23 protein-coding genes are annotated in these 26,500 nt (G+C 56.7%); 7 read left to right on the top strand and 16 right to left on the bottom strand.

Annotated elements, in window-relative coordinates; translation table 11 throughout:
- Positions 1-138 precede the first annotated feature (138 nt).
- Both OHL22_RS02590 and OHL22_RS02585 read right to left on the bottom strand, forming a co-directional pair.
- Positions 139-1,734, bottom strand: a complete 1,596-nt coding sequence (locus OHL22_RS02590) for a GGDEF domain-containing protein (RefSeq protein WP_263332874.1) — start codon at positions 1,732-1,734, stop codon at positions 139-141.
- Positions 1,735-1,937: 203 nt separating this feature from the next.
- On the bottom strand, positions 1,938-2,498 hold the full coding sequence (locus OHL22_RS02585) for an Lrp/AsnC family transcriptional regulator (RefSeq protein ID WP_263332872.1): 561 nt from the start codon (positions 2,496-2,498) through the stop codon (positions 1,938-1,940).
- 66 nt (positions 2,499-2,564) lie between these two features.
- Here OHL22_RS02585 and hutH point away from each other — a divergent pair, with 66 nt between their 5' ends.
- The 3 genes from hutH to OHL22_RS02570 all read left to right on the top strand — a co-directional run bounded on the left by hutH (position 2,565) and on the right by OHL22_RS02570 (position 5,943).
- Positions 2,565-4,103, top strand: coding sequence for a histidine ammonia-lyase (gene hutH / locus OHL22_RS02580; protein ID WP_263332871.1), 1,539 nt, complete (start codon positions 2,565-2,567; stop codon positions 4,101-4,103).
- 47 nt (positions 4,104-4,150) lie between these two features.
- Positions 4,151-5,275 carry an alpha/beta hydrolase gene (locus tag OHL22_RS02575; RefSeq protein WP_263332869.1) on the top strand — a complete coding sequence of 375 codons (1,125 nt, stop codon included), beginning with the start codon at positions 4,151-4,153 and terminating at the stop codon, positions 5,273-5,275.
- A 440-nt stretch (positions 5,276-5,715) separates the two neighbouring features.
- Positions 5,716-5,943, top strand: coding sequence for a hypothetical protein (locus OHL22_RS02570; protein WP_263332867.1), 228 nt, complete (start codon positions 5,716-5,718; stop codon positions 5,941-5,943).
- Between the two features lie 102 nt (positions 5,944-6,045).
- Here OHL22_RS02570 and OHL22_RS02565 read toward each other — a convergent pair whose 3' ends face one another.
- Positions 6,046-6,525 carry a PepSY domain-containing protein gene (locus OHL22_RS02565; RefSeq protein ID WP_263332865.1) on the bottom strand — a complete coding sequence of 160 codons (480 nt, stop codon included), beginning with the start codon at positions 6,523-6,525 and terminating at the stop codon, positions 6,046-6,048.
- A 227-nt stretch (positions 6,526-6,752) separates the two neighbouring features.
- Between OHL22_RS02565 and ribB the strand changes: the two genes are divergently transcribed.
- Entirely contained in the window at positions 6,753-8,009 is a 1,257-nt protein-coding gene (gene ribB / locus OHL22_RS02560; RefSeq protein ID WP_263332863.1) for a 3,4-dihydroxy-2-butanone-4-phosphate synthase, read from the top strand.
- A 52-nt stretch (positions 8,010-8,061) separates the two neighbouring features.
- Here the strand turns inward: ribB and OHL22_RS02555 are convergent, their stop codons facing one another.
- The 10 genes from OHL22_RS02555 to OHL22_RS02510 all read right to left on the bottom strand — a co-directional run bounded on the left by OHL22_RS02555 (position 8,062) and on the right by OHL22_RS02510 (position 17,613).
- The gene (locus OHL22_RS02555; RefSeq protein ID WP_263332861.1) at positions 8,062-8,802 is read right to left on the bottom strand and encodes a hypothetical protein; all 741 of its coding nucleotides are present in this window, start codon (positions 8,800-8,802) and stop codon (positions 8,062-8,064) included.
- A 75-nt stretch (positions 8,803-8,877) separates the two neighbouring features.
- Positions 8,878-9,420 carry an AhpC/TSA family protein gene (locus OHL22_RS02550; protein WP_263332858.1) on the bottom strand — a complete coding sequence of 181 codons (543 nt, stop codon included), beginning with the start codon at positions 9,418-9,420 and terminating at the stop codon, positions 8,878-8,880.
- A 175-nt stretch (positions 9,421-9,595) separates the two neighbouring features.
- Positions 9,596-11,161 (bottom strand): YXWGXW repeat-containing protein, encoded by a 1,566-nt coding sequence (locus tag OHL22_RS02545; protein ID WP_263332855.1) that lies wholly within the window; start codon positions 11,159-11,161, stop codon positions 9,596-9,598.
- A 207-nt stretch (positions 11,162-11,368) separates the two neighbouring features.
- Positions 11,369-12,820 carry an alpha-L-fucosidase gene (locus OHL22_RS02540; RefSeq protein ID WP_263332853.1) on the bottom strand — a complete coding sequence of 484 codons (1,452 nt, stop codon included), beginning with the start codon at positions 12,818-12,820 and terminating at the stop codon, positions 11,369-11,371.
- A 138-nt stretch (positions 12,821-12,958) separates the two neighbouring features.
- The gene (locus OHL22_RS02535) at positions 12,959-13,633 is read right to left on the bottom strand and encodes a M48 family peptidase (RefSeq protein ID WP_317890880.1); all 675 of its coding nucleotides are present in this window, start codon (positions 13,631-13,633) and stop codon (positions 12,959-12,961) included.
- A 199-nt stretch (positions 13,634-13,832) separates the two neighbouring features.
- Positions 13,833-15,110, bottom strand: coding sequence for a metallophosphoesterase family protein (locus OHL22_RS02530; protein WP_263332849.1), 1,278 nt, complete (start codon positions 15,108-15,110; stop codon positions 13,833-13,835).
- 134 nt (positions 15,111-15,244) lie between these two features.
- Positions 15,245-15,601, bottom strand: coding sequence for a tetratricopeptide repeat protein (locus OHL22_RS02525; RefSeq protein WP_263332847.1), 357 nt, complete (start codon positions 15,599-15,601; stop codon positions 15,245-15,247).
- Between the two features lie 49 nt (positions 15,602-15,650).
- Complete coding sequence (locus OHL22_RS02520; RefSeq protein WP_263332846.1) at positions 15,651-16,472, bottom strand: flagellar motor protein MotB; 822 nt, start codon at positions 16,470-16,472, stop codon at positions 15,651-15,653.
- Positions 16,469-17,242 (bottom strand): flagellar motor protein, encoded by a 774-nt coding sequence (locus OHL22_RS02515; protein WP_263332844.1) that lies wholly within the window; start codon positions 17,240-17,242, stop codon positions 16,469-16,471. The genes OHL22_RS02520 and OHL22_RS02515 overlap by 4 nt, the downstream gene beginning before the upstream one ends.
- A gap of 71 nt (positions 17,243-17,313) precedes the next feature.
- Positions 17,314-17,613, bottom strand: a complete 300-nt coding sequence (locus OHL22_RS02510) for a flagellar FlbD family protein (RefSeq protein ID WP_263332842.1) — start codon at positions 17,611-17,613, stop codon at positions 17,314-17,316.
- Between the two features lie 239 nt (positions 17,614-17,852).
- On the opposite strand from OHL22_RS02510, the gene OHL22_RS02505 reads away from it, so the two are divergent.
- The 3 genes from OHL22_RS02505 to fliS all read left to right on the top strand — a co-directional run bounded on the left by OHL22_RS02505 (position 17,853) and on the right by fliS (position 21,485).
- Entirely contained in the window at positions 17,853-19,136 is a 1,284-nt protein-coding gene (locus OHL22_RS02505) for a flagellin N-terminal helical domain-containing protein (protein WP_263332840.1), read from the top strand.
- Between the two features lie 186 nt (positions 19,137-19,322).
- Positions 19,323-20,981, top strand: a complete 1,659-nt coding sequence (fliD, locus tag OHL22_RS02500) for a flagellar filament capping protein FliD (protein WP_263332839.1) — start codon at positions 19,323-19,325, stop codon at positions 20,979-20,981.
- 48 nt (positions 20,982-21,029) lie between these two features.
- Complete coding sequence (gene fliS / locus OHL22_RS02495; protein ID WP_263332837.1) at positions 21,030-21,485, top strand: flagellar export chaperone FliS; 456 nt, start codon at positions 21,030-21,032, stop codon at positions 21,483-21,485.
- Between the two features lie 21 nt (positions 21,486-21,506).
- Here the strand turns inward: fliS and OHL22_RS02490 are convergent, their stop codons facing one another.
- The 3 genes from OHL22_RS02490 to OHL22_RS02480 all read right to left on the bottom strand — a co-directional run bounded on the left by OHL22_RS02490 (position 21,507) and on the right by OHL22_RS02480 (position 26,283).
- Positions 21,507-23,288: an ABC transporter ATP-binding protein gene (locus OHL22_RS02490; protein ID WP_263332834.1), complete on the bottom strand. Its 1,782-nt coding sequence runs from the start codon at positions 23,286-23,288 to the stop codon at positions 21,507-21,509.
- Positions 23,289-23,351: 63 nt separating this feature from the next.
- Positions 23,352-23,525, bottom strand: a complete 174-nt coding sequence (locus OHL22_RS02485) for a hypothetical protein (RefSeq protein WP_263332832.1) — start codon at positions 23,523-23,525, stop codon at positions 23,352-23,354.
- Positions 23,526-23,607: 82 nt separating this feature from the next.
- The gene (locus OHL22_RS02480) at positions 23,608-26,283 is read right to left on the bottom strand and encodes a TonB-dependent receptor (RefSeq protein WP_263333304.1); all 2,676 of its coding nucleotides are present in this window, start codon (positions 26,281-26,283) and stop codon (positions 23,608-23,610) included.
- Positions 26,284-26,500 lie beyond the last annotated feature (217 nt).

The following is a 26,500-nucleotide window of genomic DNA, read 5'->3' as shown; positions in this document are numbered from 1 at the left end:
ATTTTTATTTTCCCCGGCAAGCGCCGAAACTCAATGGATCTTCCTTGGATATTGCCTGCGGTCGAAAGAAGACCTTTGAAAATCTCAGTTTCGCGCTGCGCCGCCCGGAAGATTATTTGAAGAAGGCCTGCTGTGCGATTAGCTGTTTTCGCCTAACTGCGTCTTTTGCATGGAAAATAGCGCGCCTTGTGTCTCGTCTTCTTCGCGCTCCACGTGCGGTATATCGAGCATGGCTTCGAACTCGACCCGGTTCCTGCCATACTGCTTGGCGCGATACAAGGCTCGATCCGCCGATTCGATGAGCGCTTCAGGCGATCCGCATACTGGCGCCTCGCAACTGCATATGCCAATGCTGATGCTCAGATAATTCCCGATCTCCGAGGGGTTTGTAATCTTCAATCCTTCGATTGCCGCCTTCATGCGCAGGGCAATAGCCCGTGCGGCATCCATGTGGGTTACAGGCAAAATCGCTGCAAATTCTTCGCCGCCATAGCGTGCGATTAAATCTCCACTCCGCGAAGCTACCGACTGAAGCGCGGCAGCCACCCGAGTCAGGCACCGGTCACCATGCCGGTGTCCGTACGTGTCATTCATGTTCTTAAAAAAGTCGAGATCGATCAGCAGCAGCGAAAGAGGCGAATGCACTCGCATCGCACGATGCCATTCCGAATCCAGCGTCTGATCAAATCGGCGCCGGTTGGCAATTCCAGTCAGGCTGTCCTGTAAAGATAGTTCTTCGAGCCGGTCATGCGCCGTTCGTAGTTCCTGCTGGATATGCATGTAACGCATCTGCAGGACGGTCGTACGTATCCCATACGCTGCAAGCCCGGCTCCGATAGCGAGGACGCCGGTATAAAAGTGATGTTCCAACGTCACAAATCCAAGCGCCGTCAGTGCGATCGTGAAGAAAATAGGGCTGCCGTGATCGAAGAAAATCGCCAGCCTGCTTCTTGTTGCATCTTTGCGAAGAACTGCCGGTTGCGGCTCCGGCAGCGCAAAGATCAACAAGGCGAGCAGCAGGAAAGAAGCATCGACCAGAAATCTCCACGGCGACCTGCCCATCGCCGCGAGCATGGAATGGTTGTAGAACGCAATGCTGGCGCTGTACGCGGCAAGATAAAGCAACAGCGTGCGGAAGAATCCATGCTCTTCACCTTTAGGAGAGGCCAGCAGGCGTACGGCGCATCCAGCAACGAGAGCAAGATTTTCTACGTTATAGGTAAAGTCGAGCAGATGTTTCGATATCGGTTGAATTCCGGTATCAAAAAACGGCGAACTTGCAAAAATCACAACGTAGGTCAGGTATCCGGCAAAGAATGCCTGTCCAGCATCCAGCCAGGAAAACAGCGGTAGCTTCTCGCCTTCCACGGGCGTGGAAAGGGCGAACAGAATGGGAACGCCGTAGAAGAAAAGTGCAAAATTGGCCAAAGACGGGGCACCAAAAGCAAGACGTTCCACCTTTTCATCCCACGCCAGCATCGGAACGGCCATGGAATAAAGCACCAGGGCTGTAGCCAGAAGAATCCATAGCCCGCGCGCCCGGCTGGTGATCGTGCGAGCGTGCCAGATCACTGCGGCGAGCGCGGTGATTGGCGCAGCGATTTGAAAGAGATAGCCGGTCTCCGCGGAATACACCCAGCTCAGGCGGCTACACCATCCGTCTAAAATCAGGAAAGCAGCCGTCACAATCAATGCATGCTGGAGCCGTGACGGCGGCCACGCCCTAGACTTCATTTCCCTTTCATCTCCCTCGTGACACACTATGCCGAACAGCCGGCCAGCGAGCACGGATGCTGGATATTGACACAATCCCGCGCGAAAGACTAGCCATAGGCGGACACTTTGGCGTAAATCGGTGAACTTTGCCGGATTGCTCGCTTCAATCTGCCACCGGAGCGGATTGAAGTGTGGTCTTGCCAGGCAACGTCAGCCCACAACTAGCGGTGCTTGACGATACGCTTCCTTGCGGTAGTAATCAATTTACCTGTTGTGGCGTATTTTCGTCGCTCAATCGGTGAAGAAAGCACAAGACTTGTAACAGGATTCCCAAATGGGAGCAGCGCTTCGATCAGCGCTTCCAGATCAGCGAGGGTTCCAGTCGTCACCTTCAGTAGAAACGCGTCGCCTCCGGTCAGGTGATGGCATTCCCGTACCTCCTCCAATGTTTGTATGAACTCCATCAGCTTGTAGTAATGTGGCCCGTCGCAGCTCATGCGAATGTAGGCCAGAATGTCGAGCCCCAGCGCCTCTCGGTCGATTTCCACAGAATAGCCGTGGATGATGCCGGCCTCTTCCATCTGCTTCATTCGCTCTGCCGTCGCCGTGGCGCTCAGCCCTATGCGCCTGGCTAGTTCAGCAACCGAAATTCTGGCATTATCCTGCAACTCCTTCAACAAACTGCGCCCAAAGCTATCCATAAGGTAGCTTTGCCCTTCTGAAGTGAAATCCATGGCCATAGAAGATAATTGTAGTGAATCTATTGGCAGATTCGACTGCATAAAGTGCTTACTCTCTGTACCGTCTGCCCTGATTTGCCTACCATCCAGCCTATGGAGAAAAGGGAATTGACCCCCACCTCAGGCTCAGCGCTTGCTATCGATGGCAGCCCTCTGAAATTGAGCGAAATTGAAACTATCGCAAATGGATTCAGCAAGGTAACACTTATGCCGGCCGCGCGTGAGCGCGTAAAGGCAAGCCGGACTGTTATCGAATCGATCCTTGCCTCGGGTGAAACGGTCTATGGAGTCAATACCGGCTTTGGCAAGCTGGCTGATGTTCGCATTCCTGCCGAGCATCTCGCCGACCTCCAGACCAATCTCGTTCGCAGCCACGCTGCAGGTGTCGGTGAGCCGCTTTCGGAAGCCGAATCCCGGGCGATGCTGCTTCTCCGCGCCAACGTTCTGGCCAAAGGCTGCAGCGGAGTCCGTCCTGAAATTCTCGATCTGCTCCTCGCCATGCTCAATGCCGGAGTCCATCCGGTCATTCCCGCCAGAGGCTCCGTAGGCGCCAGCGGTGATCTCGCCCCGCTCTCACACCTGGCGCTTGTCCTGATCGGCGAAGGCGAAGCAATCTATCGCGGTCAACGCATCTCTGGCGCTCAGGCACTTTCTCTTGCCGGGCTCTCTCCGGTCCAGCTGGCCGCCAAAGAGGGCCTTGCATTGCTGAATGGAACGCAGGCCATGACCGCCGTAGGTGCTCTGACAACCCGTTACGCTCAGTGCCTCGCCGCCATCGCCGATCTCGCCGGAGCCATGTCTCTCGAGGCTCTCAAGGGCACTCCAGCGGCCTTCGATTCCCGCATCCATGCTGCCCGTCCGCACCCAGGCCAGATTGCCTCTGCCGCCAATCTCGAACGGCTGCTCGAAAACAGCTCCATCCGCGAATCCCATCGCTCCGCGGCGGTTGATTCCCGTGTGCAGGATGCCTATTGCCTTCGCTGCATGCCTCAGGTTCATGGCGCCGTCCGTGGCGTGCTTGATCACGTCGCTCACATTCTTGAAGTTGAATCCGGTTCGGCCACCGACAACCCGCTCATCTTTGCCAATTCCGGCGCGACTCTGCCTAAAGTCGTCTCCGGCGGCAACTTCCACGGCGCTCCGCTCAGCTACGCCTTCGATTACGCATCGATTGCTTTAACTGATCTTGCCTCTATCTCGGAACGCCGCATCGACCGGCTGATCAATCCCGACATCAACGAGGGCCTCCCAGCCTTCCTGACCGCCAACGCCGGCCTCTCGTCGGGATACATGATTGCCCACGTCACAGCCGCTGCGCTGCTCAACGAATGCAAGGTGCTAGCCCACCCCTCCAGCACCGACTCAGTCCCGACATCAGGCGGCAAAGAAGATCACGTCTCTATGGGCATGACCGGGGCGCTTAAACTGCGCCAGATCGTCGATAACCTAGAAAAGATCCTTGCTATTGAGATACTCTGCGCCGCTCAGGGTCTCGACTTCCGCCTGCCGCTGCGCCCCGGACCTGCCGTAGCAGAAGCTCACACCCGCATCCGCGCACTCGTACCTCATTTGAATGAAGATCGCTCTCCAGCCCCCGATATCGAAGCGATTTCTAAGGCAATCAGAAACGGCCAACTGACCGAGTAAATCGATTTCTGCTCCACAAGAGCGGTCGTACGGGTTAGCATGGCCGCATGCGTTTTTCGGTATTCGTCTATCTCTTGATCGCAGTTAGCGGAGTATTAAACGCTGCTGCGCAGACAAACTCAGCTGCTCCGCCGCCCGCCCGTCCAACACCCCCCACACGCGACCCCCACACTCCCGGCTATGTGCAGGCAAGGGAACTGCCCGACGGCGCGATCCCGTCACCCACCGAAAACGGTAACTTCATCATCGGCCCGTCGCACCCTGCTGCTCCGGAAATGACGCCCCCCGCAGACACGCCGAAGGGAACCATCGTCGAGTTCATGATGCGCTCTGAGGACAGCAAATACTACCCCGGCATCGTGCGCGATCCCGGCATATTCGGCACTCCCGACCCCAAAGATCCGGCAAAACTCATCGTCACTACCAGCCACCCTGCTCCATACACGCGCAAAGTTACGGTTTACGTGCCGAAGCAATACGTCCCCGGCACGGAAGCGCCCTTCATCGTTGGCGCGGATGGCCCGGACCGCGTGCTCTTCACGGCCCTCGACGGCGTTATCGCCGAGCATAAAGTGCCTGCCATGATCGCCATTTCCATCCAGAATGGCGGAGGCGACGCCCAAGGCAGTGAGCGCGGCCTCGAATACGACACCATGTCCGGCCGCTACGCCGAGTTCGTTGAGCACGAGGTTCTGCCTCGCGTCGAGTCAGAGGCGCACGTCAAGCTCACCCACAATCCCGATGGCCGCGCTGCCATGGGCGGCAGCTCCGGCGGAGCCTGTGCGTTGATCATGGCCTGGTACCATCCCGAGTGGTACCACCGCGTCCTCGCCTACTCCGGCACGTGGATCAACCAGCAATGGCCCTCCAACCCGGCAACCCCACACGGGGCATGGGAGTTTCCCGAGCACCTCATCGCCGGTACACCTCGTAAGCCAATCCGCATCTGGATGGAGGTCGGCGACCACGATCTCTACAATCCCAACGCCATGCGTGACGGTATGCACGACTGGGTTCTCGCCAATGAAAACCTCGCCCACGCACTGGCCGCCAGGGGCTATCACTACCAGTTTGTATTTGCGAAAGATGCAGGCCACGTCGACCACGCCACAAAGGAACAAACTCTGCCCGAAGCTCTCGAGTACTTATGGCAGGGATACAAAGAAAAGTAGCGCGACGGCCCAGTATTTTCACCTGCGCGGGCCGCAGGAAAAGTGGTCAGCAAAAGGCTGGAGTAATTACTGAAGAATATAGACCCGTATCGTATCTGTTTAACGAAATAGAAACAGCACTGCAGGAAATGATTTTCTACTCACTTCAAGGAAGCGGACAATTTCGTATGCATTGTCTATAGCTATATTTATCAATTATTTGGAGGCAGAATTTTGCACGGTTTGGCGCTTACGGATGATTCACTTTTACCTTATTTCGCTATTGATTTTTGAATAAAAAATCCCTAAAATAAAAGAATTCATGGCTTCCTAGTAAGCTTGCCCGCAGGGCTCCAACGCCACAATCCGTTAAACGTTTTAAAAGGATGCCCAGGCAGACAGCAAACCCCCCGCGCGGGAGCCAGTTTTGAAAGTCATTCATCCATAGAGGGAAAACATCGATGGCAAAGCGTCGTGGTAATCCGAACTGGGGCAAACCAGAGCCTATCGGCCCGGTTGTGCCTACTGTCACCTCCTTTGAGCAGATCGTCAAGGAGTTTAAACTGACCCCGGATCAGTACATCCGCTCCACCCGGCTTCGCGAATGGGCGCGCCGCAACCGGAATTCCAAGTACATTCCGGAAGCACTGCTCGAGGCCTGGGGTTTCGAAATCGAGTCCACCCTTTAACCCTCGGACTCCCCTCGCTGCAGTAAGAAGTTTCCGTCAAACAGCCCAGTTGTAGAGAAATGCGCCATGCCAACCGGCACGGCGCATTTGCTTTTTGCAGCATCAGAATGGCAGCAGGAGAAGCGGCAGCACCACTCCAGCCGCGAGCAATCCTGAGATTGTCCAGACTCCCCGGCTGAATCGATACGCCATATAAATCCCTGTCAGTGTCGAAGTAAACAGTCCAATCGAAACAATCAGAAAGAATATCTTCATCGGCAGGTGCCCGTTCGGTTTTGGTCCAGCCGCCTCCGGCGTCTTCTCCGCCCGCTTGGGCTCGGACGGACCAGGCACTCCATCGGCCGTTGACCGTCTATGCGCTTCAGCAGCGGTATCTGGACTGGCAGGACGTGGCCGTCGCTGTGGAACCTCGACTGTCTGCTTCTTATGCAGCTGAGCCAGTGTCATGATCCACTTCGGCGGCTGGTAGTTGCTGTCGCGTCCGGTTTCATGAAGGCTGAAGGTCTGTAGAGCGCCTGTAAACGCAAAGAAAAGAAGCGCTGGCGAAATGAAGACGCCAAAATACAAATGGATTGTGCGCATGAGTCTCAGTATTCGGTGCGATCGGGACATGCTGAGAGGGCTCTCCTTGGAATCAAATACGACTAAATATGTCGGATATAAAATAAAGACTAAATCGGCGTGAATTGGTTGACAATCCGTTGTCACAAATCCGCAATCCTTATGCGAATTTTGCCCTCAAACCTGAGGTGCGCGACAATGTTTACGGCGACTCATTTCAACCGCTGCACTGGATACTCAGGTAAACCATGGCTGATTTGGCAGTTACGCAAACTCTCCAGACGGATCCGGAACCGGTTTCGCCGTTTGTCGATGTCCCGCAGGCTCTCGAAGAGTTCCGCGCTGGCCGCATGATCATCGTGGTCGACGACGAAGACCGCGAGAACGAGGGCGATCTCACGCTGGCTGCCGAGTTTGTCACTCCCGAAGCCATCAATTTCATGGCCCGCTTTGGCCGCGGACTTGTCTGTCTAACCCTTACCGAGGAGCGTGCCGATCATCTCAACCTGCCGCCGATGACCCAGCACAACTCCTCACGCTTCGGCACGGCCTTTACCGAGACCATCGAGGCCCGTGAAGGCGTCACCACCGGCATCAGCGCGCATGACCGTGCCCATACCATTCGCACTGCTATCGCGTCCGGCGCAACGGCATCGGACCTCGCACGTCCCGGCCACATCTTCCCCCTCCGCGCCCGCAAGGGGGGCGTCCTCGTCCGCGCCGGCCAGACCGAAGCATCCGTCGATCTCGCTCGCCTGGCTGGTCTCACTCCCGCCGGCGTCATCTGCGAAATCATGAACGACGATGGCACCATGGCTCGCGTGCCCGATCTCGTCAAATTCTGCGCCGAGCACAACCTCAAAATGCTCACTGTCGCCGAGCTTATCCGCTACCGGCTGCGCCATGAGCGCTACATCACCCGCGCTGCCGAAACTCTCATCCGCACCCGCTACGGCAACTTCCGCATGATCGCCTACGAGAGCGAAGTCAATGGCGGCGAAAGCCACGTCGCCCTCGTTCACGGTTCGCTGCACGGTCACGGCGATGAGTGGGACTGCAATCACTGTCAGGACTCTGAGGCCACACCCGTACTCGTACGCGTGCACACTCGCTGCACAGCAGGCGATGTCTTCGGAGCGGACTGCAACTGCCGCGAGATTCTCGATCAATCCATGCGCATGATCACAGAGGCAGGCTGCGGATCCATCCTCTACCTGCACAACACCAGCCGAGGCTTCGAGCTAAGCAAATCTTCGGAGGAGACGCGCCTGCTGACGCACAGCGACCTGCGCAAGATGGAGAAGGGCGCGGAAACCGACGACCATCAGCAGCGCATTGTGCGTTCCGTTGGTCTAGGAGGTCAGATCCTCTTCGACCTCGGCATCCGCCGCATTCGTCTGCTTTCCAACACGCCCATGCATATTCCGGCCCTCGAAGGCTTCGGCCTCGAAATCGTCGAGCAGGTACCGATTCCCGTAAGTAGCCCTACCCCTGCCTGCACCTAAAGTGAGCCGGAAACAAGCAAATCCATTGCGCAAAGGGAACGTTCTGGAACGGCTACGGCTCCGGTTGTTTGCCGAAGTGCGCCACATCATCGTTCACTGAGAACTGATCTTTCAGATTGTCTTCATACGGGAAGACATGCACCATCCACGTGAAGACGCGCGGCAGAAATGTCCCACCCGCCGCCTTGCACGCATCTTCTGTCCGGATCGACCCGAACATTCCAAACTTGGGGTGCTCGCCGAAATACTCCTTCACGCGATCCGCAGGTGCAGCGCAGAAATTTGTATGTTCATGCCATCGCGCGATACTCAGCGGGATACGGCTATTCAGCTCTTCCGCCGTTGCATTCGGAGCTGCAGTGAACATCACCCCTTCCAGCTTGTACTGCTGTTTCGGCGTGTCGAAGTAGAGTAGCGAAGTCGGTCGCGTCGGATCGAAAACTCGATCCGCCAGCGTTGCATTGGCCTGATTGTTGAAGTGATACTGCGGCTGCTTGACCTTGGGATTCGCGATCACATAACCATCGGCCAACGCTTTCCGGTAGTCCTGGTAACGCTCGATCGCGGCACGCACCTTCTCCACTACCTCTTTAGCGCGTTCCTCGTCGCCTGGTTGTATTGGACCGGCGTGAGTCATCGTCATATGCCCGGCCATCGCCGCCATGCTTGGCCCCATATCCTTTGCACTCAGGCCGCGCATATCCATACCAGGCATATCGTCCGCCGACTGCTGAGGATAAGCAACAACGCATGAGGCAAACACGATGGAAAGCAGAAAACTTCGGGCCTTCATGCCTTCAGATTGCTCCTAGCGGCTAGAAGCTCTCCATGACCACTCGAGCGCGTCCAGCGCAGACCACCGTTCGGGTCAGCGTATTCCCGCCAGCTTCAGGTAATTTGGCTCGTCGGAAACATCCTTATGGCGAAACGCGCGCACGATCTTCCTGTCCTTTAAAAAGAACACTCCAGGCATCTGATACGCATCCTCTTTGAAGATCGGATTGATGCCGTACTTGAAGAGCGCACCCTTGAACCACCCACGCAGCACCGCCAGATTAAAGGGCTGCAGATACGGGTTCGTCTTCCTCAGCGCAAATGCCGAGTGCTGATACAGCGAAGCATCCGGATTGCTGATCCGTTCAACCGAGTCCAGCTTGTAGTACTTGAAATAGGGCCGCGCACGCTCCGGTGTTCCCAGATGCACAAACACCGGCCGGATGCTCTTCGCCGCCAGTTGCTCCTGAATCTGCGAAACCTGATCCAACGCCATGGCGCAAAACGCGCAGCCGAAATGTCGAAGAAAGACAAGCAGCACTGGCGACTCATCCACCAGTTCCAGCAAAGTACGTTCGCTTTCGGTTCTGTGAGAGCGCAAGGCCTCAGCCAGGTCTTGTTCGTCTTGATCTTTCATCGAGTCAGATGGCACCGTCAGGTCAGCTCAAAAGTAGTATCGGAACCATTGTCCATCACGAGGCCAATAAAAGAAACGAAAGCTGTCTGAATCGGTGTAGTCAAAAGTCAAAAAAGCCCGGAAGGCGAAATGCTTCCGGGCTCTTTTGGCTTCAGCCTGTCTGCTTAGTCGTTTGTTACTTGGGTTTGTCTTCCGGACGCGGCTCGCTTTTTGGTGCGGGTCGTGGCGCAGGCCGCGGTGCAGGCGCCGCATGCTGTGGCGCAGGGTGCGGAGCCGGCTCCGCGTGAGTCTGCGGTCGCGGAGCAGGCTCATGTTGCGGTGTCGGTCGAGGTTCCGGCGCTGCATGTGGTGTCGGAGTTGGCGCCGGTTCACGCCGCTGCTCCGGAACCGGCCTGCTCTCCGGCCGCGGCTCAGAAGTATGCGGCTGTGTGGTTGCGCGCGGTGGTGTAGCGGGTCGGGTTTCCGTACGCGGTTCAGTCCGTGTCTCCGGCCGCGTTTCAGGGCGGGCTTCTGTTCTCGGCTCTACCGGTCGCGCAGGGGTAGTCCGTGTTTCAGGCCGTGGCTCTGTCGGCCTCGTCGTTTCGGGTCTCGTAGTTTCCGGTCTGGTTTCAGGTCGTGTTTCGGTTCGAGGTTGCGTCCTCGGTTCTACAGGCCGCGCGGGGGTGGTTCGAGTTTCAGGCCGCGTCTCTGTTGGCCTTGTAGTTTCGGGTCTTGTAGTTTCAGGCCTTGCAGTTCCCGGTCTTGTCGCTTCTGGTCGCGTAGCCGGCCGGGTTGTTGTCTCAGGCCGTGTCGTCTCAGGTCTCGTTGCCTCAGGCCGAGCCGCGCGGCTAGGTGTAGTTTCACGCGCGCTAGGTCGCGTAGCTCCCGTTGCTGGCCGGGCAGCTTCCGTGCCCCTTGTTTCACCGGGCCGTGCTCCTGAGGTCGTGCGCTCTGGCGTACGTCCAGCCGCTTCTCCGTTTCTAGCGACTGGCTTTACCGTGGCTGCTGCTCGCTGTGCTGCCGCAAGATTCGCACCACGTGCTGCTTGTGCGTGACTAAAGTCCGCCGCCGTCGCCGCAGGCCGTGCCATAGCTGCTCGCGGAGGGGCGCCGTGGTTTGCAGAGTAGTAGTTCACTTTGGTATCGCGGGCCAGCGTCGCCTGCCGTGTCTGGCTGGCGACTGGACCAAAGCGCCGGCCTTGCTGAGCCTGCATCTGTGCAGCCGTGGCGCGAGCCCTCAAGCCACCAGTTCCGCCGTTATAGCTCACGCGGTTGACCGTGCGGTTCACGATGACTGTGCGGTCGATATACGTGTTGCGAATGATGGTTCGGTTCACATTGACAACTGCTGTGTTGTAGCTGAAGTTGTTGCCAACCCAGCGGCCCCCATAGAAGCCGGCGCCGTTATAGCCAAACCCATAGTCCACGCCGCCATAGAAGCCTACTGTCGATCCCCAGTACCCTTCGTGGAAGGCGTATCCTCCATCCCCCCATCCCCAATAGCCGGGCGTCCACAGCAGCCCTACCGCCGGGGGTTCAATCCATGTGCCAGGAACCCAGTAATAGCCATAATCTCCCCAAGCCCAATAACCGGGTGTCCAGATGTAGTTAGGCGCTGGGCATAACGGCTGCTCATAGACCGGCAGCATTGGGGGAGCTACTCCGACCGAGATACCAATCGAAATCTGTGCAGTAGCAACATTTGGTAGAGCGGTCAGAGCAAAAGCCAGCAAAAGATAACCGATCCATCGGCGAGCTTGCATATATCACCTCTTTGTCTCGCCCGCCAATTTCCTGCTTCTCAATCAAAAAAGAAGCTGTAAAGCTGGGACAGCTAAGAGGTGCGTAAAAGCGCAGCTCCCGTCCATTCCACGGGCGATGGACACATATCTGGAAGCTGTAAATGCGCTTATACGTTGCTTTCGTGCAATATTGCTCGTTTGTTCCAATTCGGCTAATCCGCGCTCGAACTACGCCGGCTCGTCATAAATACCGATATCGGCAACATGAAAATCGTCGCGATTGCCCTCAATCGATAGCCTCACCTTTGAAGCGCCGTTCCGCGCAATGCGATGAATCCGCACCGGCCCAGGATCTCGGCTCTCCACAATCGTGGACCATCCCGAACCGTTCCACGCTTCGAACTTGTAGTTGGCGATGCGGCTCTCCTGGTAGTCATTCCACGCGCCCACAGGCTCCACAAGCGATAGCACGTTGAAACTGATACGCTGCCGCAGGTCTACCTCAAGCCATCCGCTGCGATTGCCCTCACCCACATTCCAGCTCGACCGATAATTGCCATCGTTCACCAGATCCGGTCCCACCGTATCGGGATACGAGCTCGCATGAATCGGCTTCGCCGTCGCCAGATTCGGTCGCGTAATCACCACATGCTCCGCAACCTTTTCCATCGGCCCGGAGTGCTTCCAGGCCTGCCCAATCTCCTTCAGCCGCGCCACAACGTTCGGAGCCATCTGTCCCGTGCGGTCCGGCGGAGCATTCAGGATCATGTTGCAGTGCCGCCTGTTCAACGGAACCAGCCACTCATTCACCACGGTCTCGGTCGGCTTCAGCGGCCCGTTGATATCCGATTGCTTCCAGAACCATCCCGGCGTAATCGTCACGCACGAGAACGCCGGCAGATCGCTGCCCTGCGGCACCTTCTGCCCGGCATTCTGTTCAAAAGCTTTTAGATCCGTGTAGTACAAGCCGCCAGCAGGGAACTGACTGGCATTCAAATCCGACACCAGGCAATTCGGCTGTATCGACTTGATGTGTTCGTATATCTCCGGAAACGGCATCTCCTCATACGTAATCCGGCTCCACGGTGCATTCCATCCGTCGATAATCAGCGCGTCAATCTCGCCGTAGTTGCTGAAGAGCTCCGTCAACTGATCCTTCACTAACTTGATCTTGTCCGGCGTCATGTTGAAGTGGCGAATATCATCCCGCAGCGACAGAATCGAGTAATACAGCGCCGTGCGCAGCCCCGCTTTGCGAAATGAATCGACATACCGCCGCACCACGTCGAGGTTTTGTCCCGATTGCGCCACGCTCGCACTGCGTGTCTTAGTAGGCCACAGGCAGAATCCATCATGATGCCGCGTCGTCAGGCATCCCCACGTCATGTTGGCAGATTTCGCCGCCTCAGCCCATTGATCCGTATCGAGCGCCGTTGGATGAAACAGCGTAGCCGGCGAAGTCGGATCGCCCCACTCGCGATCCTGAAACGTCGCCATGTTGAAGTGGATAAACATCCCAAAGCGCAGATCGATAAAGTTCTGCTGCAGCTCAAGCAGCGGCTTGCCGCGCCGTACTACCGGCCCTTGTGATTCTTCTGTAATAGCAAGCCCATTCGTTGCACTCAAAGCAAGCGACGCCGCGCCCGCCATCCACTTGCAAATATCTCGCCTGGTCTGCATCCATTCACCCAATCAATCACTGGAATCGACACCATTCTTACACTTCGGCCTCACATCTGAGGACCAAATAGTGCACCGATCAGTTCATATATTGAATTTGCAGAAAAAGAGAAACAGAGAAGCGAGAAGACAGCAGCGCTATAAGCGTCGCAAAAACGCCAGTGCCGCATCCAGTTGAGGAAACATCGCCTCGTCCGACTTGAAAGCCGCCGAATGCACGCATCGCCGCGTCCCACGCACCTTCACCGGATGCTTCAAGTGCAGCATCTCGTGATACAGCAGATACTCGATCGCATAGCGCGGACTCGACGGCCGGTCAAAGACCTTGCTCACCACAATCGTGTTGTGCGCCGCATCGTAGTGCCCCAGCAACCGCTTCGCACTGTGCTCGCTCCATGTAAGCTGCGGCCTGCCCAGCAACCCATGAAAGAACCGCTCGTTGAGCGAATCGAAGACTTCTTCTAGATGGTAGTAGCGTCCCTCGGGCCCCGTGTATCGCTTCGCTCCACGCGCATGACGAATTTGCTCCGTCTGCCGCGCGACTGCTTCGCTATATTGAAATCGCTTGTACCGATGATTGTGCGCACGATCGATCGGCTTCTTGTAAATCTTGGCGATGAGAATATGCGCGATCGCGCGCAACACGCTCTCCGGCGCGCCTTCCAGCAAATCCGAAAGGCTCACGTGCAGATGCCCCTCGCGCAATCGGATCGTCGTGTTCAGCGAAACAAATCGCCGGAAACGGATATGGAAGGGCGGCATCGGAGCACGCGGCCGCAGAGCCCTGTACTCCTGCTCAAAGATTGCTACCAACCCTTCCGATGACATACTTACAGTATAAAGTTTGCGGCAAGTGCCGCACTCACCGGCGCCATCACTTTCAGGGGAGCCTGGGAGTGAGTCGAGTTTTGAAAGGGCACGAGTTTACTCGTGCCGTTAAGAACGCAAAATCAAAGGGACTTTAGTCCCCGAGGAAGGGTGCATTGAAACTCGGGACTTGAGCGGAGATTCTCTAACTGATCGTCCTCGCCGCAAGATTGATCGTGACGGTATCATCCGGCGTCTTCGTCGTTCCGCCATCCGACTCCGGATGAAACTCAATCGTCATCGTCGTTGCCGTCACCACAATACGCAGATAGCCATAATCCGTGTCGTCATAGCTTTCCAGAGTCAGCGTGCTGTCAATTGGATATGGCGTGCGCAGCGTCGTTCGCATTGTGCTCAGCGGCGAATGCCCGCCACATCCAGCCACCACATATGGAATCTGATATCCGTTGATCGACCGCGTAAATCGCTGATAATTGTGCGAATGCCCCGACAGTACCGCATGCGGCCACACACCAGCCGTAGTGCATGCGGAGTCGATATCCTGCAGCATCAACGGGCTGCCTCCATGCGTCGATCCGCCCGTATACGGCGGATGGTGCACGGCAATCACTACAGCGCCCGCATAGTTCTCGCTCTTGATCCGCGACAGCGCCGTCGTCAGAAACGTAATCTGCCTCTGATCGAGCGTTGAATATGTTCCGCTCTGATCCGAGATCACGCCCGGATCTTCCAGCACATTGCTGTAGAGCCCCAATATCCGCACAAACGGCGCGTCAAAGGTGTAGTACACACCTGGCTGAATCATCGTTGTCCGCAGCAGTCCACCCGCATCAGGAGATGGCGCAGGAGCCGCGGAGCAGAAATTCGTCAGATACCCCTTCAGCGTCGCCTCCGCATCACCCGGATACACAATCCCATCATGATTCCCCGGAATCCCCAGTATCGGCGCGGCATAATTGCGATACGGCTCAAAGAACTGGTCGTAGTAATACTCGCTCTCGCCAAAGTAGTAGACAACATCGCCCAGGTGATAGAAGAACGACGGCACATCCGCCGCGCTTTCTTCATCGAAGTCCGTCACCATCTTGTCCGCGACCAGCGATTGCGTTGCCGGACCAACATCGCTGCCCGTGTCGCCCACGCTGTGAAAGACAATCTGTCCTGCGCTTTGAATCTGCTGTGTAATCGTTGCGCCGGTGCTTCCATACACCTGCGCCAGTGTCAATATAGGCTCAGCCGCTCCGCCCGTGGGCTGCGGAACAGGCTGTACTCCCGGCGTATCTTTGTCCTGCGCGTCAGTCACCGGATTCTTGAAGCTTGTAGGATCAGGCGATGGAGTTGGCTGCGCAAACACCGGCTCTCCGTTACTGGACGACGCGGCATTACCCTGTGTTGGAGGGGCAGTTCCTTCAGGGTTGGTGGCGGCTGTTTTCTTCGAAGAACCATGTTGAGGTTTGGGCATGAGAGCATCCTCCTGCCGCCGCAGTATACGCACTTTCTCTCAGCGGCGGCATCAACACTCGTTGAACAGTGTAGAGAAGCGATCTCTTTCGAACACAAGCCTGCATGCCTGGCCTGAATGGAACCTGGCCCTCACTATTGCAAATCAGGATCCGGCTCTGCAGCCAATTGCTGCTTCCACTCCAGTATGCGTGCCTTGCCCGCGGCCGCTTCTGCTTCAGGAATCTTCCCGGCCTTCTGCAAAGCAATGGAAAGGCTCGTATGCGCCAGCGGATCCTGCGGCGTAAGCACCGTCAGCGCCAGAGCTGCAGCAACCGAAGCATCATAGTCGCCGCTATCGCCCAGCGCGCGAATCAGCCCATGATAGGCATCTGCGTGATTCGAATCCACAGCAATCGCCTCACGAAAAGCCTTCGCCGCGCCTTGCGGATCATCAGCTGCGAGCAAATCTAACCCTTCGTGTGTCCAATCCTCTGCTGAACGCGCGCTCATCTCTTCGTGATCGTATCAGGCCGCGCCTGTTGGCCAGCATTGCGCATCATCAATCTGTAATCCTGCGCCAGTTCGCCTTCGCCGCATCCCCATCCGGCATCGCAAGATTTACGCGTGTCTTCGGAGCAATCACCAGATCCACACGGCGATTCTCCGCGCGTCCATTTTCGGTGTCATTGCTCGCCACCGGATGATACTCCGCATAGCCTGCAACTGAAATTCGCTCCGGGGCAATTGCACGCGTCTCCAGCAAAGTGCGTCCGATATGCGTTGCGCGCGCAGCAGAGAGCTCCCAGTTTGAATCGAACTCCGCATTATGAATCGGCACATTGTCCGTGTGCCCTTCCACGCGTACGTTGTATCCCGTCGGCCCAAGCACTTGCGCAATCTGCCGCAGCACCGGCAGCGTCTGCGCATGTGGAACAGCCGACCCTGAGCTGAAGAATCCAGCCTCGCGCAGGCTGATCACCAGACCATCCTTGCCCATCTGTATCGCCACAGTGTGCTTCGCAATCTGATCCGAGAGCATATGCTCCATCGCACTCTGCATCCGCTCCAGATCACGTTTAACCTCAGCAGGCGACATCACATCCTCACCCATCACGACATTCATCGGCATCGGCGCAGCATCTTTGGCGGCAGATGCCGTCTGTGTTGGATCTACAGGTTTCCGCGTTGCATTCGGGAAGATGCCGAGCTGACGGAACGCCGAATCGATCGACTGCGAGATCATCTGCTGCTTGCGTAAATCGGCTTTTGACGAAGCATAGAGCACCACAAAAAACGCAAACATCAGCGTGATGAAATCGGCATACGACACCAGCCATCGTTCATGGCTGACATGCCCCCTGCGCCGCTCGCGGCCTCTCATGCGGCCAGCTCCTTGGGCTCCTTGTCACGCTCATCCAGAAAGCCACTGAGCTTCACCTCAAGCATCCGCGGATTGATCCCCTCAAGAATCGAGATCACGCCCTCCAGCATCATCTCGCATCGCTGGTGCTCCTCCCGCATGCGCAGCCGCAGCTTTCCCGCCGCTGGCAAAAAAAACAGATTCGCCGCACCCACTCCATAGATAGTGGCGACGAACGCAACAGCGATGCCTTTGCCCACCTCTTCAATCTTGTCCAGGTGCTGCATCACCTGAATCAATCCAAGCACCGCGCCCAGGATGCCGATCGTCGGTGAAAACCCACCGGCAGATTCGAACACCGCGGGCACACGCTCTTCACCCTCCATGCGCGAATCGAGACTAAGCGTCATGATCTTGCGTAGCTCCACAGGCTCCGTCCCATCCACTGCCAACGTCAACGCCTGCTTAAGAAAAGGCTCATCGATACTTTTGAGATCTGCATCCAGCGAAACCACACCCGAACGTCGCGCCTTGTTCGCAAAGACTAGCATCTTATCGATCAATTTGCGGTTCTCATCCTCGGGCCTGAAGAAGACTTGCGCCAATCGCCGGAAAGCACTCAGCACCGTGTGCAGCGGAAACTGCAGCATCACCGCGCCCAGCGTTCCACCAAAAACAATCAATGCCGCAGTCGGTTGAAACACCTGTCCAAGATTGCCGCCTTCCAGCAGCAAGCCCGTAATAATGCCAACCAAAGCAACCAGTAATCCAAAGAAACTCGCCTTGTCCATGTCACTCCCGCCTGACTGCACAGTGCAATCGATACACTGTCGCAACCCTTTCTACCCGCCACAACAGACCGTTACGCCTTATGTGTTGCAACAGCTTTTCCGGAGCTATCTCTTCCCGCATCAGGATTGAGGCTCGTCATCGCCACCACGCGATTCAGGTCCGGCATCTTTCCAGTCCGCGCTGCCAGCTTCGCCAGCAACTCGGCGCGATACGCCATCACCTTCTCGACAATCTCCGCGCAGCTTTCGCGAACGATCAGTTTTTCTCCATGAATCAGCGTCAGCATCGTGTCCGGCGATGCCTCCGCCATTTTGATGAGGTCGCTGTTCAACAACATCGGAGTTCCATTCAGCCGGGTGACTTCAATCATGCGTGAGCCGCCTCCAATGTTCCTCCTTATCGGCAGCAGTCAGGCAAAGGAATAGTCGCACTTCCGATGCTCGTGCGTACGCGTCAATCAACACGCAAACCAGCCGCGTTAAAGTCCCGCAACCCATCGCCGATACACGCACCAGATGCGGCGGTGGATCTCCAGCCTGGCTCTCTCAAGCATTGAGAGTCTGTGCAGGACCTTCCCTGCAAATCCACGCATCGTCCAGGAGTAAGCCCATGTCTTTGGGTGTACTGAATAACATTGCCGCGCTGTATGCGGAGAACAGCCTTAACAACACCAATGACAGTCTGCAGAACGTGCTCACGCAACTCTCTTCAGGCTCCAAGATCAACTCCGGTTCCGATGACGCCGCGGGCCTTTCGCTCATCAACGGCCTCCAGGCCAACGCAACCGCTCTGACGCAGTCCTCCACCAACGCCACCGAAGGCGTAGGCCTGCTGCAAGTCGCCGATGGCGCTCTCTCGCAAGTGACGAACCTGCTCAACCGTGCCGTGACGCTCGCCACCGAGGTCTCCAACGGCACCCTCAACTCCACTCAGGATGCAGCCGCGAACCAGGAGTATCAGTCGATCCTCTCCGAGATCACCTCCATCGGCCAGACCACAACCTACAACTCGCAGCAGGTCTTCACCGGAGCCGCAGCCGGCACCAACATCTACACCGGCGATTCCTCAACCTCCGGCTCTTCCATCGACAATCTGTACTTCGCGCCTCTGTCGTCGTCCACCGTCGGAGACTCGGGAGGCACTGTCGTCCAGAGCTCTGCCGGCCAGTTCTTCGACCTTTCACTCGATACCAGCGGTTCTCTGACCACGGCAGCGCAGTCAAGTGACAATCTGACCGCTGGCGCGAGTCTGGTCTTCACCGTCACCAACGCCGATGGTACGACCAGCACAGTCACAACGACGGCAACCACTGTCGGCGGACTGATTTCCGAAATCAACAAAGATGGCATCGCGGGTGTCAGCGCCAGCCTGACAACTGCCTCTGCGGTTGGCGATGCAGGTGTAGCCGCAGCAGACACCGGCATCCTCATCTCCAACACCAACTCCAATGTCTCCATCGCCGAGGGCACCACTTCTCTCGAAGACGCCACCACAGTACAGACAGCGGCTCCCGCTGCCTTCACATCCACCAAGGCTACCGAAACCATCAGCTACCAGAAGGGTGCCAACGAGCAGACCACCGATCTCGCAACGTCCGACCTGACCAGCGAAGGTAACGCGCAGGCGGCCCTGCTGCAGCTCAACTCAGCCATCAGCAACGTCGCAGCACAGCGCGGCTATCTCGGTGCGCAGGTCAATACCCTCAACGCCGTATCGCAGGTTGTCGACACGCAGCAGGAAAACATCACCTCGGCCCAGAACGCAGTCCAGGCAACGGACTACGCTTCTGCCACCACGGCTCTCTCCAAGTACGAGATCCTCAGCCAGACCGGCATCTCGGCCCTGGCGCAGGCCAACAGCATCCAGCAGGAAGTCACCAAGCTCCTGCAGTAACCATCAACTCCCCTGGGGGAAGCGCCATTATGGGCTTCCCCATTTCTTTATTCGGCGTCTCCACATCACTTGGCTTCGCCACGCATCGGCGATGATGTGAGCTTTCTAACCGCACAACGTCTGAAGTTGGCCGCAAGACTGCGAAATACTCAATCCGAAGTACTCAATCATCGATGAGAGGTTGCGATGGGTACAGTTGGCATTTCCTTTGGATCGCCCACAGCGGGCACGGGCTTCAACGTAAGCAATACGGTCAGTCAGATTGTGGCAAATCTTCAGAACGTTGAGACGCCATGGCAGAATCAGCTCACTACTCTTGAGGGCCAGGACTCGGCCATCTCCAATCTGGGCACCTTGCTCTCCAATCTCTCCAACGACATTTCGCAGTTCACCGATTTCAGCGGTGTGCTTTCCACCAAAGAAGGTTCGAGCTCCAATCCCGATGTAGTCGCACTGACATCGTCCTCATCATCCTCCGTTGCGGGCACCCACACCATCGTTGTCAATTCGCTGGCGACAACTGCCTCCGGATATCTCGACAACGTCACCAATACCAATGACACACTGACCGGCTCCGTTACGATTCAGGTTGGCTCAGGCACAGCGCAGACCGTCGATGTCGGCACGGACAATACTCTTTCCGGTCTTGCCGCATCGATCAACAACGCAGATATCGGAGTCACCGCCAGCGTCGTTACCGATGCCAACGGCTCACGTCTCTCCATTGTCTCAGGAACCTCAGGCGCAACCGGCAACCTTACGGTGACCTCCGCAATCACCGATTCCTCAACCGGCAAGGCCCTCAATTACAACTCCATCCAGAGCGGCCAGAACTCAAGCATTGTTGTCGATGGCGTCAGTGTCGCCACGTCATCCAATACGGTAAGCACCGTCATTCCTGGCGTCACTTTCCAACTTCTCGCTCCGTCGACTGATACCGTACAGGTCCAGATCGTCAACAGCACCCCGACGGTAGAAAGCGCGATGGAAGCTTTTGTCTCGGACTTCAATGCCGTTGTCAGTGCAATCAATACCCAGGAGTCGAACAACTCCTCCGGCAGCGCGCAACCGCTCTTCGGCTCTCCCACGCTTTCGTTGCTGCAACAGCAGCTTCTTTCCTCCATCAGTGGTTCGTCGTCTTCTGGTTATCTCGCGCCCATCTCCAATGCCTCCGATACGCTCTCAGGCACTTTCTCCATCGCCGTGGGCTCTGGCTCTGCCACTAACTTTGATCTGAGCTCACTTTCCGCAGGCAATCAAAATCTCGCCGGGCTTGCAGCCGCCATCAACGCTGCCAATCTCGGCGTCTCTGCTGCCGTCGTCACCGGTTCCACTGGATCATCGCTTTCCATCGTCTCTCAGTACGGGCAGGCCGTCACCGTCAACTCATCCATTAGCGACTCAATCACCGGCAGTTCGCTCTCCTATACCTCGCTCGGCGACGTCAATAATCTGGCCAAGCTCGGTATCTCCGCTCAGGATGACGGCACCATCTCTCTTGATTCCGCTACGTTCGAGCAAGAGCTCAACTCCGACTATTCCGGTGTTACCGCATTCTTCCAGGACGCGAACAGTTGGGGCGTGGACTTCTCCAACACTGTCAATAATCTCGGTACCTCCAGCGTTACCGGAACACTTGCTCTCGCGCTCAGCGCAGATAGCTCCATTGAATCCTCGCTTAATCAAAATATCTCAGCCGAGAATCAAACGATCTCCGCGGAGCAAACAAGCCTCACATTGGAACTGACCAGTGCGGATGAAATTCTGCAGGCTATTCCGCAAAATCTCGATAACATCAACGAACTCTATTCCGCAATCACTGGCTACCAGGCGCCCCAGCAATAATCTGCATTATGTGCAATCGGCAGTTGGGCGAGGGAGTGCCCGATTTTCATGACATCCTACAAAGACCACATGCTCGACGGGGCATCCCCCGTGGATCTCGTCGTAGCGCTCTATGACGGTATCATTCGTTTTCTCTACGACGCTATCGATGCCGTCGAACACGCTGACATTACCGCACGCCGGGCCTCTGTCAAACGAGCGCTCGCCATCGTGATTCATCTGCAGACTCGGCTCCGCATGGATATCGGTGGACGTCCCGCGCAGGTTCTTGCTGAGTTCTACGCTTCTATCTTTGCCTTAATCCTTCAGGCCTCTGTAGCAGCAGATGTTCAGCGCTTCAACCGCGCGATCGTCTGCGTTCGTGAGATGCGCAACGCCTGGCGTCAAATCGCCTTGCAATCAGCGCAACCGCCCGCAACTACAGCCATCAATACTTCTCGCGCGTTTACCACACCGGCGACGAACATACCCGAATCGGATGCCTCGTCCCGTTGGACTGCATAGCAACGAATGCAACAATCCGCATCAACCGGTTACGGAAAGCTCTTCTTCCAGCAATTGCTTTTCAAAGAGATCGGCATAGTATCCGCCTCGGGCCAGTAGCTCTTCATGCGTGCCAAGCTCATCAATTGCGCCATCAATCAGCACAGCTATCTGGTCCGCTTCGCGCACAGTCGAGATGCGGTGCGAAATCAGAATCGTCGTGCATCCGCCGTTCTCACGCGTGTATCGTCGCAACCCCTGGAGTATCCGCTCTTCCGTATACGTGTCCACACTGGCCAGCGCATCGTCCAGAATCAGAATGCGCGGTTTCCGCAACAGAGCTCGCGCAATCGATGTTCGCTGCTTCTGTCCGCCTGAAAGTGTCGCGCCGCGCTCGCCTACGACCGTATCGAATCCCTGTGGAAACTCTTCAAACTCTCGCAGGATATGCGCAGCCTCTGCTGCCTCCAGCACCTCTGCTTCGGTCGTTTCCTGCGCACCAAACTTCAGATTCTCCCGGATCGTATCGCTGAAGAGAAACGTCTCCTGCGGCACCACACCGATATTCGATCGCAGCACATGCAGCGGATACTCCCGCACGGGCCTGCCATCGATAAGCAGTGTCGGTGGCTGCGCAGGCACATCCAGCAGGCGCGGAATCAGATTGATCAGCGTCGTCTTGCCTGACCCGGTCGGCCCCACAATCGCCAGCGTCGATCCCGCCGGCACATGGAGCGACACGTTGTTCAGCACAGTCCGTTCGCCATACTCAAACGAAAGCCCGTGAAACTCGATCTCGCCATCCAGCACCAGATCAGCAGGAATCGTTGCATCAGCCATACTGTTATCAATCGACGGCTTCGACTTCAGAATCTCGTCGATCCGCTTCACGCTCGCCGTGCCGCGCTGGAAGATATTGATCACCCAGCCCACTGCAATAATCGGGAAGGTGAGCAAAATCATGTAAGTGTTGAAGGCAACAAACGCGCCCACATCGATCTTGTGCTCCAGCACCAACCGCCCACCGGCCAGCAGCGTAATCACCATCGAGACGCCCAGCACAAACTCCAGAGTCGGCCACAGCATGCCCATCAGCTGCACCAGCCGCAGCGCGCGTCCGATGTATTCGCGATTCGCCTTTTCAAACGACTTGATCTGTGATTCTTCCCGTGCAAACGCCCGTATCAGCCTTGCTCCGGAAAAGTTCTCCTGCGCATGCGCCGTAATCTCGGAAAAACTCGCCTGGATGCGCTCAAATCGCTCATGAATCTTCGCGCCGAAGTACTGCACCAGGATTGACGCCACCGGCATCGGAGCCAACGCCACAAGCGTCAGCCACGGACTGATGCGCAGCAAAAAATACAGCGCACCTACGGAAAACAGCACCGTGTTGGCCGAGTACATGATCGCCGGCCCAAGTAACTGGCGTACCGCATTCAGATCGTTCGTCATGCGCGCCATGATGTCGCCGGTGCGATGGCGATGGTAATAGCCTTGATCCTGCTGCTCCAAAGTCTGAAACAGATCGTTGCGCAGATCAAATTCGATATCGCGTGAAATGCCGATCAGAATCCAGCGCGAAGCATAGAGAAACACGCCCTTGACCAGCGCAATGCCAACCAGCAGCCCTGCATATATCAAGATGATCTGCCGTGTCTCCGGCGCATGCAGGTCGCGATGATTCAGCTCATTGATCGCGCGCTCAAGAATCTTGGGAAAAATTACCCAGATGGCATTCGTCGCCATCAGCGCGAGCGTACCCCACAGATATCCCATGCGGTATCGCGCCATGTATCTGAATAGCGGCTTCAGGTCGCTGAGCATAATCTCATTCTATCGGGACAGAGATCCCGCATGCTCCAGATGGCGCCGTCATTTGGAGCCGCTCTAGCTGTCTTTGCGATACAGCATGTCGCGAATCACCTTGCGCCGCTCGGCATTCATCTCGTCCAAGCTGCGCCGCTCCGTCGCGTCCATCTTGCCCGAGCCGGATGCGCTCTCATTCTCAGGATCGCTGCATTCCGGGCAACGATTCGCAAATCCCGGCTTATCCGGTTTCAATTCAAACTCCTCACCGCAAACAACACATACTTTAATTGGAAACGCCATAACACTCTGTATTTTACTAAAAAAGCGGCTCAGATCAGAAGGTGAACCGTGCTCCAATCTCCAGCCGCCGTGCCGTCTCCGCCGCCACTGGCTGGTCAAAAGTCGATGACGAAACTACGTTTCCGACCGTCGTCACATTCGTGTGATTCAGCAGATTCGCACTACGCCCATTCACCGTGATCGTTCGCGGATGGTCCGCATTCTTCGGCCCCAGTGTGAACTCGCGGCTCAGGTTCGCATCCAGATGCATCACCCCCGGCATCGTACCCAGGTTCCGTGGCACGTTGCCATTCACCGCATTCACTGAGAGCAGCCCATACCGCGTTGCGTAAGCCCCGGTCCCGCTCACAGCCGCAAACGCCGGCCGGTCGTTGAAATCGCCATCGCCGTTATTGTCCGTCCCCGTAATCACGTTGTACGGTATTCCATCCCGCGCATCAAACTGCGCCGCGAACTCGATCTTGTACGGCAGCGTCACATTCGTCTCCACCCACACAGAGTTATCGCGCATCCAACTCGTGCGCGCCGACTCTCCCAGCTCGCTGTAACTCGACTGTGGACTATTGAGGTTATTTCCAAACACATTGGCTTTCACATTCTGATGGTCGTAATCCAACTGCAGTCCAAATCGCTTGTAGTGATGCTGTTCCAGGTGTGCAGAGAAGAAATTCCCCAGCAGATGTCCCGAGTTCTGCCACTCCCAGATATTTTCATTTGGAGCAATCGGCCGCGGAGCCAACAGCGCAGCCGCCGGATCAGGCGCAACACCAACGCTGCTCGCTACCATCGGCGCATTGATATTCACAATGCGCACACCATTCCAGTCCGCTCCCCAGTAAAAATCCGTCTTCACGTGCCAGTCGCCCGGCAGCACGCGCTCTAACTGCAGATAAGCCCCCAGCGACGACTCCTGCGTAAGCCGCGGATTGAACTGATTCACCGCCGCAATCTGCATCGACTGCGAAGAGCCCAGCGGATTCGCAAAGTCCGGATCATAGATCAGCGTTTCCTTCTGTCTCACGCCATTCAGCCGATACACATCGATCGGAATATCCTGATACACCGCCGGATCGCTGAACAGTCCACCGCGTAGATGAATGATCCATCGCTCCTTCTTATCCGGAGACCACGCGATCCCCACCCGCGGATCAAACCCCGCAAAGCTATCCGGCTGCACACGCATCTGGTAGCGCAGCCCCGTATCCAGCGTCAGCCTCGGCAGCATTTTTATCGTGTCCTGCACAAAGAACCCAAGCCTCCACTGCATTAGCGGCGTCACCGGCGTCCCCGTCGTCACCTGATACGTCGTCGGCGTTCCACCAGCCAGATTCAACGTCGCCCGCCGATACTGCTCCAGCGCGGAGATCGTCGTGCTCTCTCCCGTTGGATTATTGTTCGCATCCAGCACTGGCGCGCTTCCTCCGCCAAACACAAACGCTCCATTAAACGTATCCGGATCGTAGTCATGCACAAACAGCCCCAGCGTCTGCACACCAAGCTTCACCGTCTGCCTGCCATGCGTGATCATCACATCGTCATCCATCTCCAGATCACGCTCGCGATCATTCAACGCCTGGCTCGTAGCCCCGCCGCCATTGAAGTACCCAGCCACCTGCAGTGCAGCAGCAGTCGATAGCGGCGTCTGCTGCGTCCTCTTCCACGTAAAGCCAACCCGCGTCTCATGCAGCAGATTCGGATTCAGCGTCAGCGTGTTGTTAAGCCGCAAATCATATTCAGCAATCAGGCTGTCATATCCCGCCTCCGGCAGCGTCAGTCCGCCAACGCCCTGGTTGCCAAGATTAGTCACATTCGCGGAATACGACAGCGAAGCAACATCCTTAGCCGAGGCCTGCCAGTCTCCGCGCGCTGAAGCAATCCACAACCGCTGCGGCGCAGCAACAGCCTCGTGCAAAGGCTCGCCGCTTCCATCTGCACCAAGCGTCACCGCATTCACCACATTGAACTCATCGATATCGCGCTTCTCCAGCGCCAGCGCATACCCAACCTTGTTTTTGAGCACAGGCCCGCTCAGGTCAAATCCATAACGCCTTTTGCTCGCCGGAGTTCCCGTCAGTGCAAAGGGATCGGAAGCATTCCACGCACTTGCGCTACCTGAAAAAAACACCGACCCATGAATCGAATCCGCGCCAGGCTTGGTAAAAATCTCAATCAACCCTCCGCTCCACGGAGGCCACCGGTACTCCGCCGAAAACAGATCCGGATTCACCCGGATCGAAGCAATCGAGCTCTTTGGCGGCAGAGCGCTGTTGTTCTGAAATCCATTCACCGAAATCACCGCTGTGCTCGCATCGCCACCCGCGCTTGACGAAAGCAGCTGCAACTGCCGCAACAGATCGTCAGGATCATCGGGCAGCTGTTGTATCTCCTCGCTGCCCAGCGTCACCGTGTCCGATCCGTGATCCGCATCGATCGTCGGCGCATCGTCATTCACCTGCACGCTCGTCTGCGCCGTCGCAATCACCAGCCGAAACTCCAGATGCGCAGCCCCGTTTGCGCCCTTCATCGCTGTCTGCGTGGCCGTTGCGAATCCAGTAGCCTCCGCCGTGATTACAGTCGATTGCGCCGGAATACACGCCAGTACAAACCGGCCTTCGGAATCCGTATTAGCAGGCTCTCCATTAACCGCGCGCACCGTCGCACCCACAATCGCCGCACCGGCTGGATCCATCACAACGCCATCCACGCGCATCCCATTCGCACATGGCTGTTGCGCCAAGCATGTACCTACATCTATTGCGAATATCCCAAGCCCGGCAACCAGCATTTTCAATAGCGTGCAATGCATCGTCCATCACACCTCACCTCACTATCGCGAGAATTGTGAAACAGCCGGAGTCCTTTGCAGCGGAGCGGTACAACAATGCAGGGAAGCAGCAGGTGTATGCAGAAAGAATTTGCTGTCAGGT

Origin of the sequence: Acidicapsa dinghuensis, assembly GCF_025685685.1 — a bacterium.
Taxonomy (GTDB): domain Bacteria; phylum Acidobacteriota; class Terriglobia; order Terriglobales; family Acidobacteriaceae; genus Acidicapsa; species Acidicapsa dinghuensis.
The sequence above is the reverse complement of the archived record's forward strand: the minus strand, read 5'-3'. Positions and strand labels throughout refer to the sequence as shown.